Origin of the sequence: Nocardia sp. AB354, assembly GCF_049538315.1 — a bacterium.
Classification (GTDB): domain Bacteria; phylum Actinomycetota; class Actinomycetes; order Mycobacteriales; family Mycobacteriaceae; genus Nocardia; species Nocardia nova.
This window is the reverse complement of the sequence record NZ_JBMVFU010000022.1, coordinates 1-14,764: the sequence shown is the minus strand read 5'-3', so window position 1 is coordinate 14,764 and position 14,764 is coordinate 1. Positions and strand designations below refer to the sequence as shown.

Genomic DNA, 14,764 nt, shown 5'->3' with positions numbered 1-14,764 from the left:
CACCAGCGGCATGCGATACAGTGGCCGCACCCCAGTGTGACGCGTCACACCGCGCTGAAATACGGTGACGCGGCCATGGGCGCTCGTCAGAAGAAATATGGAGGTCGGCGTGGGCGTCGAAGTCAGGACCGAAGGTGTTACGAAATCTTTCGGGTCCCAGCGGATTTGGCAGGATGTCACTCTGACTCTGCCCACGGGGGAAGTCAGCGCTCTGCTCGGCCCCTCCGGTACCGGTAAGTCGGTGTTCCTGAAGTCGCTGATCGGTCTGCTGCGCCCCGAGCGCGGCTCGATCTACATCGACGGCACCGACATCACCACCTGCTCCAACAAGGAGCTCTACGAGATCCGCAAGTTGTTCGGCGTTCTGTTCCAGGACGGCGCGCTGTTCGGTTCGATGAACCTGTTCGACAACGTGGCCTTCCCGCTGCGCGAGCACACCAAGAAGAGCGAATCCGAGATCAAGCAGATCGTGATGGAGAAGCTCGAGCTGACCGGTCTGCTCGGCGCCGAAGGCAAACTGCCCGGTGAGATCTCCGGTGGTATGCGCAAGCGTGCCGGCCTGGCCCGTGCGCTGGTGCTGGACCCGCAGATCATCCTCGTCGACGAGCCGGACTCCGGTCTGGACCCGGTGCGTACGACCTATCTGTCGCAGCTGCTGATCGACATCAACGCGCAGATCGACGCGACGATTCTGATCGTTACCCACAACATCAACCTGGCTCGTAGCGTGCCCGACAACATCGGCATGCTCTTCCGCCGCCAGCTCGTCATGTTCGGTCCCCGCGAGGTGCTGCTGACGTCGGAGGAGCCGGTGGTGAAGCAGTTCCTCAACGGCCGCATGGTCGGTCCGATCGGTATGTCGGAGGAGAAGGACGAGGCCCAGATGGCGCGCGAGCAGGCGCTCGCCGACGCCGGCCACTACGACAACGGCACCGAGGAAATCGAGGGCATCATCCCGCAGATGAAGGCCACCCCCGGAATGCCTGTGCGCCAGGCCGTGGAACGCCGCCGCCGCCGCGTCCTCGAGATCATGCACACCCTGCCGCATTCCGCGCAGGTGGCGATCCGTGAGTCGATGGAAGAGAACGGCGATACACAAGTCCTTCCGGCGTATACGGGTAACGGTCCGCAATATCAGGGCGGCACGTACGACACCACCGTGCGTCACGACACAACCAACGGGTAACATACGCAACCGTGAATCAACCCCTGGCACGGCTGCGCACTCCGGTCGAGTCGGGATTTGCGCAGGCCGGCAATATTTTTGCGCTGCTCATTTCCGTGGCACGCAACACCCTGCGCCGGCCTTTCCAATGGCGTGAGTTTATTGAGCAGTCGTGGTTCATCGCGAGTGTCTCGATCCTGCCCGCCGCACTGGTGGCAATCCCGTTCGGCGCCGTTGTGGCATTGCAGACCGGTTCACTTATCAAGCAGCTCGGTGCTGAATCGTTCACCGGCGCAACCAGTGTGCTGGCAACTGTGCAGCAGGCCGCGCCCGTCGTCACCGCGCTGATCATCGCCGGTGCCGCGGGTTCGGCCGTTGCTGCCGACCTCGGCTCCCGCACCATCCGCGAAGAGATCGACGCGATGGAGGTGCTCGGCATCGATCCGGTGCAGCGCCTCGTCGTGCCGCGCGTCCTCGGCATGATGCTGGTGGCGCTGTTGCTCAACGGCCTGGTCTCGGTGGTCGGCATCTGCGGTGGATATTTCTTCAATGTGTTGCTGCAGGGCGGAACTCCCGGCGCCTACCTGGCGTCGTTCTCCGCGCTGGCGCAGCTCCCGGACCTCTGGATCGGTGAATTCAAGGCACTCATCTTCGGACTGCTCGCGGGCGTGATCGCCGCATACAAAGGTTTGAATCCCAAGGGGGGACCGAAAGGTGTTGGTGACGCGGTGAATCAATCCGTGGTGATCACCTTCCTGGTGCTCTTCTTCGTCAATCTGCTTTTGACGTTGGTGTACCTGCAGGTTGTCCCGGCCAAGGGTTCGTGACGATGGTTGTTTCCCAGCGTTCTCCGATCTTTTCGAGGCGGATGCGCCGAGTAGGCGCTGCGCTCAAGTCGCCGGTGAACGTCATCGATCGCGCGGGCGATCAGATGTCGTTCTATTCCAAGGCGATCGCGTGGATTCCGCGCACGGTCGTGCATTACCGCAAGGAGGTCATGCGGCTGCTGGCCGAGGTGACCTTCGGTTCGGGTGCACTCGCGGTCATCGGCGGCACCATCGGCGTCGTGGTGATGATGTCGGCCTCGGTCGGTGTGGTCGTCGGCCTGCAGGGCTTCAAAGCGCTCGACGCCCTGGGCAGTTCGGTGCTCACCGGCTTCCTGACCGGCTACATCAATACTCGCGAATTGGCGCCGCTGGTGGCGGCATTGGCGTTGTCGGCGACGGTCGGCTGTGGTTTCACCGCGCAATTGGGTGCGATGCGAATTTCCGAGGAAATCGACGCGCTCGAGGTGATGGCGGTACCAGGCGTTCCGTTCCTGGTGACCACACGCGTGATCGCCGGATTCGTCGCGGTCATTCCGCTCTACATCGTCGGCCTGCTCGGCACGTTCATAGCGTCCAGGCAGATCAGCGTGTGGTTCAACGGGCAATCCACGGGATCGTACGACCACTATTTCGGTCTGTTCCTGCCACCCGAGGACGTGCTGTATTCGTTCGTGAAGGTGCTGGTGTTCGCCTTCGTGATCATCCTGATCCATTGCTATTACGGCTTCAACGCCACCGGCGGCCCGGCCGGCGTGGGCGTGGCCGTGGGCCGCGCGGTGCGTGCGTCGATCGTGCTGGTGAACATCCTCGACTTCTTCCTCAGCCTGGCGATCTGGGGTACGACGACAACAGTGCGGGTCGCGGGATGAGCGGACAGGGCCGCGGCGCGACCGACGGGTTCGGAGGCGGCAGCGTGCGTAACCACGCACAACGGTCCCGAAAGGTGGGAGCATGAGCGCGCGCAGTGTGCAATTCTGGCGCTCTACCGAGAAACTCCGCATCCGCACGCTGGGCATCGTGTTCTTCGTGGTGATGGCGCTGTTTCTCGGTACGACGATCGCGTCCTACAACAAGGTGTGGGTCAAGGTCGTCAAGGTGGATCTGATCACCGATACCGTCGGAAACGCATTGACCCGCAACGCGGATGTGAAAGTCCGCGGGGTCAATGTCGGCGAGGTGCGGTCCAGTGAATCCGCGAACGGCAAGGTGACGCTGCACCTGGCGATCGATCCGGACAAGGCCTCGAAGATCCCGTCCAATGTGACGGCCCGGCTGCTGCCGAAGACCCTGTTCGGTGAGCGCTATGTCGACCTGGTCTGGCCCGAGCAGCCCAGCCCGAAGCATCTGCAGGCGGGGATGACGCTGTATCAGGACGCCAGCGGCAACGCGGTCGAGGTGAGCCAGCTGCTGGATTCGATCATGCCGCTGCTGCAGGCGATTCCGCCGCAGTATCTGGCCTCGACGCTGGGCGCGCTCTCGCAGGCGCTGGGCGGTCAGGGTGAGGAACTGGGCCACACCATCGATCGGCTGGACGACATCTTCCGCGATATCAACGGCGTGATGCCGCAGCTGCAGGACGACATCCACACCTTCGCGACGGTCGCCGACACCTATTCGGACGCGTTGCCGCAGCTGGTGGATGCCTTCGACAATCTGCGCACGCTGAATGCCACCATCGTGCAGAAGCGTTCGCAGTTGGACACGCTGTACTCGGTCCTGACCCCGACGTCGTCGAAGACCGCCGACTTCCTGACGGCCAACCACGACAACATCATCGACATCGCGGCCGATTCGCGCGGCGCGCTGGAACTGCTGGCGACGTACTCGCCGGAATACGCCTGCACGATGAAGAACTTCGCGCAGCTGAAGCCGCGCATCGACAACATCTTCGGCAAGGGCACCGATACCCCGGGCTCGCGCGTGACGATCGAGATCACCAACCCGCGTGGTCGTTATCTGCCGAATCAGGACGAGCCGCGCTGGCTGGACACGAACCGGCCGCCGGCATGTTTCCCCGAATATCCGCTGGGCGTGGACCCCGGTCAGTACCCGACCGGATCGGCCAACGACGGCTCTTACCAGCCGCCGACCCGCAATCCGGGCGACCAGAACATCGGTCAGCTGCCCCCGGCACAGTTCTCGGTCTACGGCGCGCAGAGCGCGACGAGTATGGGTTCGCCCGCCGAGCAGCACACCCTGGGTGCGATCTACGGTGCGGCGAACGGGGTTTCGCCCGATCAGGTGCCCGGCTGGGTGAGCCGGATCGGCGCCCCCGCGATGCGTGGAAGTGAGGTGAGTGTGCGATGAAGGCAAAGTTGCGTGGTCTGGGCGGACCCCTGACCAAACTGGGCATCTTCGTGCTCGTGACAGTGCTCGCGACCGCGTTCCTGGCGCTCACCATCGCCAACTATTCCGGCGGCGGCACCGAGTTCAAGGCGCGGTTCAGTGATGTGACGTCGCTGAACAAGGGCGACGAGGTGCGCATCGCCGGTGTGCGGGTCGGCAAGGTGACCAAGGTGTCGGTCGTCGACCGCAGCCTGGCCGAGGTGCATTTCCAGCTCACCGACCGGGATTGGCTGCCCGCCTCCACCACCGCGACCATCCGCTACCGCAACCTCGTGGGACAGCGGTACATCGCGTTGGAGCAGGGCGCCGGACAGCAGGGCCGCAAGATCACCGAGGGCGCCACGATTCCGCTGGAGCGGACCAAGCCCGCGCTGAATCTCACCACCCTGTTCAACGGTTTCCGGCCGCTGTTCCAGACGCTGTCGGCCGAGGACGTGAACAAGCTGTCCTACGAGATCATCCAGGTCTTCCAGGGTGAATCGGGCACGATCACCGATCTGGTGCGCAACACCGCGAGCCTGACGAACAAGATCGCCGACAAGGACGCCGTGATCGGCGAGATCGTCAAGAACCTCAACCAGGTGCTGGACGCGGTCAACGCCCGCGACGGACAGCTCAACGATCTGATCGTCAATACCGAGGCGTTGGTCAGCGGGCTCAATGCCGAACGCGGCACGATCGGCTCGGCGGTGCAGTCGCTGGGCAATCTCGCCTCGGCGACCGCCGATCTGCTGGTTCCCACCCGGCCGACCCTGCAGGGTTCGATCGCCGGTCTGAACCAGTTGACCGGGACGCTGAACGATCGCTCCGGCGAGGTGAACCAGGCACTGGAGAATCTGCCGATCAAGATGGAGAAACTGGGTCGGGCGGCCAGCTACGGCTCGTGGTTCCAGTTCTATCTCTGCGGTATCGATATCGTTGCCGGCCCCGGGGTGCAGGATGCGCCGCAATTGAACCTGCCGGCCCAGATGCCGACAGTGAATCAGCCGGTCTACACCAACCCGGCGCCGCGCTGTCACGGGAAGGGTGGCCGCTGATGGAAGACCGGGTTCTCTTCGGCAGGCGCAGCCCGGCGTTCATGGGCGGGCTCGGCCTGTTCATGGTGCTGCTGGTCGCGCTGTCGGCGTTCTTCTTGGACAAGCTGCCGATCATCGGCGCGAGCACCAGCTACACCGCGGAATTCTCCGAGGCGGCGGGCCTGAAAAAGGGTAACGAGGTTCGCATCGCGGGCGTGAAGGTCGGCGATGTGTCCGATGTGCGCCTGGACGGCGACCGCGTGCTGGTCGACTTCCGGACCAAGGACGCGTGGATCGGCGATGCCACCACCGCGTCCATCCAGATCAAGACCCTGCTCGGGCAGAAGTATCTGGCGCTGGATCCCAAGGGTTCCCACCCGGCCGATCCGGACAAGCGAATCCCGTTGTCGCGCACGGTTTCTCCGTACGATGTGGTCGAAGCCTTCAGCGACGCCGCGTCGAGTATCGAGAAGACCGACACCGCGCAGCTGGCCACCAGCTTCCGGGTGCTCTCGGATGCGTTCTCCGGCACCCCGCCGGAGATCCGCGGCTCGATCGACGGCGTGGCCCGGTTGTCGGAGACGCTGGCCAAGCGCGACGAAGAGCTCAAGCACCTGTTCAACGCGACCAACAAGACCACCAAGGTGCTCGCCGATCGCAACGAGCAGTTCGAGCGGTTGCTGGCCAACGGCGGTCAGCTGCTGGCCGAGTTGAACGTCCGCCAGCAGGCCATCTCGCAGCTGCTCAACGGAGCGAAAACCGTTGCCGCCGAATTGAGTGCGCTGGTGCACGACAACGAGCAGCAGATCGGTCCGGCGCTGACCAATCTGAAGAAGTCCATCGACATGCTCAACGACAATCAGCAGAACATCTCCAAGACGCTGAAGCTGGCGGCGCCGTTCTACGGCCTGTACGCCAACGTGCTGGGTAACGGGCGCTGGTTCGACGCGGTGATCGTCAACCTGATCCCGCCGGCCCTGCCGGAGATTCCGGGTAACCGCCCGCCGATCCGCACTCTGGGAGGCAACTGATGCAGGCTGCTCTCGGTAAGGGATCGCGCCGGGATCCGCTGACCGCGATCCGGGAATCCGGCCGCGGCACCAAGATCGCTCTCGCCCTCGGCACGGTCGCCGTGGTGGTCCTCGCCGGTGTGCTGTGGTGGGTGTTCAGCAGCTACAACACCACCAAGATCACCGCCTACTTCGACAAGTCGATCGGCATCTACGAGGGCTCCGAGGTGCGCATCCTCGGTGTCCCGGTGGGCAAGGTCGATTCGGTGACGCCGCAGGGCGATCAGGTGAAGGTCACCATGCACGTCGACCGGAAATACGACATTCCGGCCGACGCCAAGGCCGCTCAGATCACGCCGTCGGTGGTGTCGGACCGCTACATCCAGCTCACGCCCGTCTACAAGGGCGGGCCGAAGATGCCGCGCAACGCCACCATCCCGCGCGACCGCACGGCGACCCCGGTCGAGGTCGACCGGCTGTACAAGAGCATCCAGGAACTGTCGGATGCGTTGGGGCCCAACGGCGCCAACAAGGACGGCGCGGTGAACGAGCTGGTCCGCACCGGTGCGGCGAATCTGACCGGAAACGGCGACGCGCTGGCCAACAGCCTGACCCAGCTCTCGCACGCCGCCCGGTATCTGTCCGATGCCCGTGGTGACATCTTCGACACGATCAAGAATCTGCAGGTCTTCGTGCACACCCTGGCGGTCAACGACCAGCAGGTGCGCGAATTCAACACGCAGCTGGCGGATCTGGCCGGATTCCTCTCCGGTGAGCGGGAAAACCTCGGGCAGGCACTGAATCTGCTGTCGATCGCGCTCGGCGATGTCGCCCGGTTCATCGACAACAACCGGGATCTGGTGGCCGACAACGCCGACGCGCTGACCAAGCTGACCCAGACGCTGGCCGACCAGCGCCAGGATGTGGCGAACGCGCTGCCGGTGCTGCCGCTGGCGCTGAGCAACCTGATCAACATTCACAACGGTGAATCCGGCACGCTCGACATGCGCGCCAACTTCACCGATCTGCAGAACCCGTTCGGCGCCGTCTGCAAGATGCTCGACCTCGGCCAATTGCGGCCGGGCGACCCGAAATTCGATGCGATCAGCCGGCAGATGCGCCCGATTCTGGATCAGTGCAAGGTGATCACCGATCAGATCAAGGACGGTGTGCAGACGCCGTCGCTGGTGTTGCCGTTCGGCATCCTCAGCGGTGAGAACATCCAGAAGACCCCGGCTCCCGGCAGCGTTCCGGGGACCCCGTCGGACCGGCAGCCGCCGTCGCAGCAGGAAGGTGGCCAGCGATGACGCCCTTCGCATTCCGCAGGACGGCCCGCGGACTGGGTGCCGTCGCGGTGGTCGGCGTGACCGCGGTGCTGGTGGGTTCGTGCTCCTCGGACGGTATCTACAGCGTGCCGCTGCCCGGCGGCGCCGATGTGGGTGACCACCCGATGCATATCGACGTGCGCTTCGACGACGTGCTGGATCTGGTGCCGCAGTCGGCGGTCAAGGTCGAGGGTGTGCCGGTGGGGCGTGTGGAGTCCATCGACGTCGCCCCGGACGGCTGGACCGCCAGCGTGCACACGGTGGTCAACTCGTCGGTGAAGCTGCCCGCCAACGCGCACGCCGAGGTGCGGCAGTCCAATCTGCTCGGTGAGAAATTCGTCGAGCTGTCCGCGCCGAAGGACGAGGCCTCGCCCGATCGGTTGAAGGACGGCGCGGTCATCCCCGTCGACCGGACCCGGCACGCGGTCGAGATCGAACAGGTTCTCGGTGCGCTGTCGCTGCTGCTCAACGGCGGTGGCGTGGCGCAGCTGCAGCCCATCGTGGTGGAACTGAACAAGGCGCTGGCCGGCCGGGAGAACCGGGTGCGGTCGCTGCTGGATCAGGCCGACACCCTCATCGACGGCCTCAACCAGCAGGTTGCCGATATCCAGCACGCGCTCGACAGCCTGGGCACGTTGTCCAGCCGGGTGGGGCAGCAGTCCGATCAGATCGGCAAGATCCTCGACGAGCTGCCGGCCGGTATCAAGATTCTCGACGAGCAGCGGCCGCAGCTGATCGGCTTGCTGAAGCAGCTCGACCGGGTCGGTCAGGCGGGCGTCGACGTGCTGGACCGGTCCAAGGACAACCTGATCCGCGATCTGCAGTCGCTGCGGCCGACGCTGCAGGAGCTGGGCCGTTCGGCGCCGGATCTGGTGACCGCCTTCCCCCTCATTCCGACTTACCCGTTCCCGGACGAGGCGATCAAATCGACCTTCGGTGGTTCGGTGAACACCTGGCTGTCGGTGGACACGCAGATCGGCGTCCTGATGTCGAATCTCGGTGTGGGCAAACCGGATCCGGTGTACATCCCGCCGAAGTACGGGCCGCCGGTGCCGGTGGATCCGACCAATCCGTATTACAACGGCAACGGCCCGCGGCCGGGCTGGCCGACGGTATCGCTGGTGCCGCTGCCGCCGACCGTGGTGGCGCCGGCCCCGGCCAAGCCGGGTGACCCGATCGGGTCGATTCTGGATCAGTTGGGAGTGAAGCCGCGATGAGTAGATTGGTGCGCTACCAGCTGGTCGCCTTCGCGGTGATCGCCGTGCTCGGCGTGGTGTTCGTCGGCGCGAAGTACATCCACCTCGACCACATGCTCGGCTTCGGCCAGTATCAGGTGAAGGTGAAGGCGAAGACCACCGCCAACCTGTCCAAGGGCGCCGAGGTGACCTATCGCGGTGTGCCGGTCGGGCGGGTGGACTCGCTCGATGTCACCCCCGACGGTGTGATGATCTATCTGGAGCTGGATTCCGGGAAGCCGAAGGTCCCGGCCGGCGCCAAGGCCGTGATCGCCAACCGCTCGGCGATCGGTGAGCAGTACATGGATCTGGTGCCGGATACGGCGAAGGGGCCCTACCTGCGCGACGGCTCGGTCATCGACGGTGCCGAGACCCCGATTCCGGTCGAGGATCTGCTCGCCAGCGTCAACCACTTCTCGAGCACGACGGATCTGACGGCGTTGAGCACGACCGTCACCGAACTCGGTAAGGCCTTCGACGGGCAGGGCGACAACCTGCGCATCCTCGTCGATTCGCTGAACAAGTTCTCCCAGACGGGAATCGGGGCGCTGCCGCAGACCGTGCAGCTGATCCGGGACGCTCAGACCGTACTCGGCACCCAAGCCGATCAGTCTCCGGCAATCCGGACCTTCAGCGACGGCCTGGATCGGCTCGCGGTGCAGCTGCGGGCCAACGATCCCGATATCCGGCGGTTGATCGGCACGGGCGCCGACGCCGGCGACCAGATCGGCAAGCTGCTCGATCAGAGCGCGCAGCCGCTGACCACGGATCTGTCGAATCTGCGGCTGCTGCTGCAGGCGGTGTCGCCGCAGACCTACACGCTGAAGCCGCTGCTGCAGATGCTGCCGCTGCTGTCGGTCGGTGGTTCGGCGACCGCGCCCGGCGACGGTACGACCCACTTCGGCCTGGTGCTGGAAACCAACAACCCACCGGCCTGTACCGTCGGGTACGAGGGAACTCAGCGCATTCTCGACCAGATGAAGGCGCAGAACCCCAATTTCGACGACACCCGTGACGATTTCCCGTTCAACACGGACGCGAAATGCACGGTGCCGTTCGGAAGTCCTACCGACGTCCGCGGCGGCGCGCGTGCGCAGTACGCCGATCCGAATGTCCCGCAGCCGTGGGATTCCAAGCCCAAGACCGATCCGGACAAGCTCAACCTGAGCCCCGTCGCCATCCAGCTGGCCACTCTCATCGGAGTGACTCCGAAGCGGTGAGGCGGGCACGGAGGCAAGTCCGGAAAACCGACGACGCTAGGGTGTCGCTGTGAGTTCTGATCTGCCCAACCCCTCCTCGCAACCTGCGGTGGAGCCGCCGGACGATGCCGAAAAGGCGGTAGCTGATCCGTCGCCGGCCGCCGCCCGGCCCGGCTCCTCGACGCTACGCACGGTCGTGACCTCGGTCGCGGCGGTGTGGCTGGTGGCGGCCCTGGTGCTGGCGGCCTGGTTCGGCGCCGGCTGGGTGCGCGCGATGTGGTTCACCGACGGTCCGCGCGCCGATGCGCGCGATACCGCGCTGGATGCGGCCCGGCAGGCGGCGATCAACCTCACCTCGATGAATCCCAGCGATGTCGAGGGGTCGATCACCACCATGCGCTCCTCGATGACCGGCGACATGCTGACCCAGCTCAACGAGAACCACGACCGCATCAAGGATGCCGCCGAGAAGTCGAAGACCAAGATCGACAGCAAGGTGCTGGGCGCGGCGCTGAGCTCGCTGGACAGTGAGCGCGACAAGGCCTCGGCGATCGTGGTGCTGAAACTCACGCAGACCGCGCCCAACGTTCCGGTGCAGTCCTTCCGGGCCACCTGGACGCTGGATATGAAGAAGGACGGCGACACCTGGAAGGCCGAGCAGGCCAATTCGCTCGGCCAGCTGGTGTCGCTGGACACCCCCGGTCCCGCCGGGGCGGCACAGCCGCCCGCGAACGGAAACGCCGCGCCGGCGCCGGCGCCCGCGAATCCGTCCGAGGCGCCCGCCCCCCAGCCGGGATCGTAGGAGAGGTACACCGATGGCATCCCGTCCGCCGATCAACAAGGTTTCCCCCCGGCTCACGCCCGGCGATCGCTCGTCCGACGCCGCCGATCGCACGATCCGGCGTCGCGGCGCGGCCGATCGCGCCGCATCCGGGAAGTCCGCCAAGCCCGCTGGTAAGTCCGCCAAAGCCAAATCACGCACCAAGACCGTGCGCGCGGGTGCCGCGGGCACCCGCCCGGCCCCGCCGGTGGCGTCGCGCCGGCCCCGGAAGTTGCCCCGCCCCGGTCGGTTGCCGCGTCCCGCATTGGCCACCTGGGGTCTGGCCGCGGGACTGATCGTGGCGAGCCTGCTGCTGACGGCGTTCGCCGTGGTCGCGGCCTTCAAGCCGGGGGTGGACGACGGCAACAAGGCCTTCGTCGACACCAAGGCCACCCAGGAAGTGACCGCAGCTGCCGACAACGCGCTCAAAACGGTCTATTCCTACGACGTGAAGACCGTCGGCGGCTACAAGGACGCCGTGCACAAGGTCGTCACCGGCAAGATGCGCGGCGATTTCGACAAATTCGCCGATACGACGATCTCCGCGATCCAGCAGGCGCAGTCGACCGCGCAAGCCACTCCCGATCCGATCGGTGTGACTTTGCTCACTGATGATCGGGCGGAACTGCTGGTGAATCTGACCGTGAGCGCGACCAAGAACGGCGCTCCGCAGGAGAGCGCCTCGGGTCCGATCGTGTTGCACATGCAGAAGGTGGACGGTCACTGGCTGGCGAGCGAGATCGCCGACCGTTGAGTGGCCCAGACGGATTCGGAAGTATGTTCGAGCCCGTCACCTGCGGAATCTTCCCAGCTCAGCGGCGGATATTCGCCCGCGTGACGGTGTGATTCGCCAGCGCCACAGGGGATCTCGCAGTTATCGAGGTGGTCTCGCCACTTGACGACTTACGTCCGAACCGTCACGCTATTCACAACAGCGGCAGCTGTGACAGGGTCGAGTACCCAGGTCGAGGCGCCGCCGGAGACTCGAACGCAGCCAGCGGAAGCGGGTCCGGCGCGCCGAACATCCGGAACTCGGTTCGGATGGTACTTTGACACCCCTTCTTCGTGGGTGTAGGTTTGGACTTTGCGCTGGCTGCCTCCTGTCCATTCCTTGATCGCATCACGAAAGTTCCACCGTTGAGGTGTTACTTCCGTTGTTTGCTGTTCGGGTTTTGTCCGGGTTGTAACCAGCAGAACTCGTAGCAGACAAGCGACGGTCGCTTGGTGTCTTGTACGTACAGGCACCGGGCGACGCGCGTGAGGTGCTGGAAGGACGCATCTTGGCAGTCTCCACCCAGACCAAGGCCGGTATTCCCGGAGCCCCGAAGCGGGTGTCTTTCGCGAAGATTCGTGAGCCCTTGGAGGTTCCGGACCTTCTCGATCTACAAACCGAATCGTTCGCGTGGCTGGTCGGTGCCCCCGATTGGCGTGAGCGGGCCATCGCCCGGGGCGACGCCAGCCCGGTCGGTGGGCTGGAGGAGGTGCTCGAGGAGCTCTCGCCGATCGAGGACTTCTCCGGTTCGATGTCCCTGTCCTTCTCCGATCCGCGCTTCGAAGAGGTCAAGGCCTCGATCGATGAGTGCAAGGACAAGGACATGACCTACGCGGCGCCGTTGTTCGTCACCGCGGAGTTCATCAACAACAACACCGGTGAGATCAAGTCTCAGACGGTCTTCATGGGTGATTTCCCGATGATGACCGACAAGGGCACGTTCATCATCAACGGCACCGAGCGCGTGGTCGTGTCGCAGTTGGTGCGTTCGCCGGGTGTGTACTTCGACGAGTCCATCGACAAGGGCACCGAGAAGACGCTGCACAGCGTCCGTGTCATCCCGTCGCGCGGTGCGTGGCTGGAATTCGATGTCGACAAGCGCGACACCGTCGGTGTGCGTATCGACCGCAAGCGTCGTCAGCCGGTCACCGTGCTGCTGAAGGCGCTGGGCATGACCACCGAGGAGATCACCGAGCGTTTCGGTTTCTCCGAGATCATGCTGTCGACCCTGGAGAAGGACAACACCGCCGGCCAGGACGAGGCGCTGCTCGACATCTACCGCAAGCTGCGTCCGGGCGAGCCGCCGACCAAGGAGTCCGCGCAGACCCTGCTGGAGAACCTGTTCTTCAAGGAGAAGCGCTACGACCTGGCCCGCGTCGGCCGCTACAAGGTCAACAAGAAGCTGGGCGTCAACACCGGCGAGCCGGTGGTCGGTTCGACGCTGACCCGCGAGGACATCGTCGCCACCATCGAGTACCTGGTGCGCCTGCACCAGGGCGACAAGCTGATGACCGTGCCCGGCGGCGTCGAGGTTCCCGTCGAGGTCGACGACATCGACCACTTCGGCAACCGTCGTCTGCGCACCGTCGGCGAGCTGATCCAGAACCAGCTGCGCGTCGGCCTCTCGCGCATGGAGCGCGTCGTGCGTGAGCGCATGACCACCCAGGACGTCGAGGCCATCACCCCGCAGACCCTGATCAACATCCGCCCGATCACGGCGGCGATCCGGGAGTTCTTCGGCACCTCGCAGCTGTCGCAGTTCATGGACCAGAACAACCCGCTCTCGGGTCTGACCCACAAGCGTCGTCTTTCGGCGTTGGGCCCGGGTGGTCTTTCCCGCGAGCGCGCCGGCCTGGAAGTGCGCGACGTGCACCCCTCGCACTACGGCCGCATGTGCCCGATCGAGACCCCGGAAGGCCCGAACATCGGCCTGATCGGTTCGCTGTCGGTCTACGCGCGGGTCAACCCGTTCGGCTTCATCGAGACCCCCTACCGCAAGGTGGAGAACGGCCGGGTTACCGACGAGGTCAAGTACCTGACCGCCGACGAGGAGGACCGGCACGTCCGGGCCCAGGCGAACTCGCCCGTCGACGCCGATGGCAACTTCCTCGATGAGCGCGTCCTCGCTCGCCGCGGTAACGAGGAGATGGAATTCGTCTCCCCGGCCGAGGTCGACTACATGGATGTCTCTCCGCGCCAGATGGTGTCGGTCGCGACCGCGATGATTCCGTTCCTCGAGCACGACGACGCCAACCGCGCCCTGATGGGTGCGAACATGCAGCGTCAGGCCGTGCCGCTGATCCGTTCCGAGTCGCCGCTGGTCGGCACCGGTATGGAGCTGCGTGCCGCGGTGGACGCCGGCGACGTGGTCGTCAACGAGAAGCCGGGTGTGGTGGAAGAGGTTTCGGCCGACTACATCACCGTCATGCACGACGACGGCACTCGTAAGAGCTACCGGATGCGGAAGTTCGCCCGCTCCAACCAGGGCACCTGCGCCAACCAGCGTCCGATCGTGGACGAGGGCCAGCGGGTTGAGCACGGCCAGGTTCTGGCCGACGGCCCGTGCACCGAGAACGGTGAGATGGCGTTGGGTAAGAACCTGCTGGTGGCGATCATGCCGTGGGAGGGTCACAACTACGAGGACGCGATCATCCTGTCGCAGCGTCTCGTGGAAGAGGACGTGCTGACCTCGATCCACATCGAGGAGCACGAGATCGATGCTCGTGACACCAAGCTGGGCGCCGAGGAGATCACGCGCGACATCCCGAACGTCTCCGACGAGGTCTTGGCCGATCTGGACGAGCGTGGCATCGTCCGCATCGGTGCCGAGGTGCGTGACGGTGACATCCTGGTCGGCAAGGTCACTCCGAAGGGTGAGACCGAGCTGACTCCCGAGGAGCGGTTGTTGCGTGCGATCTTCGGTGAGAAGGCCCGCGAGGTGCGTGACACCTCCCTGAAGGTGCCCCACGGTGAGTCGGGCAAGGTGATCGGCATCCGTGTGTTCTCCCGTGAGGACGACGACGATCTGCCTCCGGGCGTCAACGAGCTG

12 protein-coding genes are annotated in these 14,764 nt (G+C 65.0%); all 12 read left to right on the top strand.

Annotated elements, in window-relative coordinates:
• The first annotated feature begins 97 nt into the window (after nucleotides 1–97).
• Nucleotides 98–1,186 carry an ABC transporter ATP-binding protein gene (locus ACPCUW_RS26480; protein WP_063015378.1) on the top strand — a complete coding sequence of 363 codons (1,089 nt, stop codon included), beginning with the start codon at nucleotides 98–100 and terminating at the stop codon, nucleotides 1,184–1,186.
• Between the two features lie 11 nt (nucleotides 1,187–1,197).
• On the top strand, nucleotides 1,198–1,992 hold the full coding sequence (locus ACPCUW_RS26475; protein WP_051025193.1) for an MlaE family ABC transporter permease: 795 nt from the start codon (nucleotides 1,198–1,200) through the stop codon (nucleotides 1,990–1,992).
• 41 nt (nucleotides 1,993–2,033) lie between these two features.
• Nucleotides 2,034–2,861, top strand: coding sequence for an MlaE family ABC transporter permease (locus ACPCUW_RS26470; RefSeq protein ID WP_086006975.1), 828 nt, complete (start codon nucleotides 2,034–2,036; stop codon nucleotides 2,859–2,861).
• 82 nt (nucleotides 2,862–2,943) lie between these two features.
• The gene (locus ACPCUW_RS26465; RefSeq protein WP_030516283.1) at nucleotides 2,944–4,299 is read left to right on the top strand and encodes an MCE family protein; all 1,356 of its coding nucleotides are present in this window, start codon (nucleotides 2,944–2,946) and stop codon (nucleotides 4,297–4,299) included.
• Nucleotides 4,296–5,375, top strand: coding sequence for an MCE family protein (locus tag ACPCUW_RS26460; RefSeq protein ID WP_174554990.1), 1,080 nt, complete (start codon nucleotides 4,296–4,298; stop codon nucleotides 5,373–5,375). Before ACPCUW_RS26465 ends, ACPCUW_RS26460 begins: the two co-directional genes overlap by 4 nt.
• Nucleotides 5,375–6,385 (top strand): MCE family protein, encoded by a 1,011-nt coding sequence (locus ACPCUW_RS26455; protein WP_063015377.1) that lies wholly within the window; start codon nucleotides 5,375–5,377, stop codon nucleotides 6,383–6,385. Before ACPCUW_RS26460 ends, ACPCUW_RS26455 begins: the two co-directional genes overlap by 1 nt.
• On the top strand, nucleotides 6,385–7,671 hold the full coding sequence (locus tag ACPCUW_RS26450) for an MCE family protein (protein ID WP_081879585.1): 1,287 nt from the start codon (nucleotides 6,385–6,387) through the stop codon (nucleotides 7,669–7,671). The genes ACPCUW_RS26455 and ACPCUW_RS26450 overlap by 1 nt, the downstream gene beginning before the upstream one ends.
• Entirely contained in the window at nucleotides 7,668–8,906 is a 1,239-nt protein-coding gene (locus tag ACPCUW_RS26445) for an MCE family protein (RefSeq protein WP_082857112.1), read from the top strand. Before ACPCUW_RS26450 ends, ACPCUW_RS26445 begins: the two co-directional genes overlap by 4 nt.
• Entirely contained in the window at nucleotides 8,903–10,144 is a 1,242-nt protein-coding gene (locus ACPCUW_RS26440; RefSeq protein WP_063015376.1) for an MCE family protein, read from the top strand. The genes ACPCUW_RS26445 and ACPCUW_RS26440 overlap by 4 nt, the downstream gene beginning before the upstream one ends.
• Before the next feature lie 49 nt (nucleotides 10,145–10,193).
• Nucleotides 10,194–10,925 (top strand): hypothetical protein, encoded by a 732-nt coding sequence (locus ACPCUW_RS26435; RefSeq protein ID WP_084494071.1) that lies wholly within the window; start codon nucleotides 10,194–10,196, stop codon nucleotides 10,923–10,925.
• Nucleotides 10,926–10,938: 13 nt separating this feature from the next.
• Complete coding sequence (locus ACPCUW_RS26430) at nucleotides 10,939–11,697, top strand: hypothetical protein (RefSeq protein ID WP_423427829.1); 759 nt, start codon at nucleotides 10,939–10,941, stop codon at nucleotides 11,695–11,697.
• A gap of 508 nt (nucleotides 11,698–12,205) precedes the next feature.
• Nucleotides 12,206–14,764, top strand: a 2,559-nt coding sequence (gene rpoB, locus ACPCUW_RS26425; protein ID WP_423427951.1) for a DNA-directed RNA polymerase subunit beta, incomplete at its 3' end; no start/stop codon positions are given.

What these genes read in the sequence shown, in the direction of transcription:
- ACPCUW_RS26480 (WP_063015378.1), top strand. Translation starts at nt 98, where the DNA reads ATGGAGGTCGGCGTGGGCGTCGAAGTCAGGACCGAAGGTGTTACGAAA.
- ACPCUW_RS26470 (WP_086006975.1), top strand. Translation starts at nt 2,034, where the DNA reads ATGCGCCGAGTAGGCGCTGCGCTCAAGTCGCCGGTGAACGTCATCGAT.
- ACPCUW_RS26465 (WP_030516283.1), top strand. Translation starts at nt 2,944, where the DNA reads ATGAGCGCGCGCAGTGTGCAATTCTGGCGCTCTACCGAGAAACTCCGC.
- ACPCUW_RS26460 (WP_174554990.1), top strand. Translation starts at nt 4,296, where the DNA reads ATGAAGGCAAAGTTGCGTGGTCTGGGCGGACCCCTGACCAAACTGGGC.
- ACPCUW_RS26455 (WP_063015377.1), top strand. Translation starts at nt 5,375, where the DNA reads ATGGAAGACCGGGTTCTCTTCGGCAGGCGCAGCCCGGCGTTCATGGGC.
- ACPCUW_RS26450 (WP_081879585.1), top strand. Translation starts at nt 6,385, where the DNA reads ATGCAGGCTGCTCTCGGTAAGGGATCGCGCCGGGATCCGCTGACCGCG.
- ACPCUW_RS26445 (WP_082857112.1), top strand. Translation starts at nt 7,668, where the DNA reads ATGACGCCCTTCGCATTCCGCAGGACGGCCCGCGGACTGGGTGCCGTC.
- ACPCUW_RS26440 (WP_063015376.1), top strand. Translation starts at nt 8,903, where the DNA reads ATGAGTAGATTGGTGCGCTACCAGCTGGTCGCCTTCGCGGTGATCGCC.
- ACPCUW_RS26430 (WP_423427829.1), top strand. Translation starts at nt 10,939, where the DNA reads ATGGCATCCCGTCCGCCGATCAACAAGGTTTCCCCCCGGCTCACGCCC.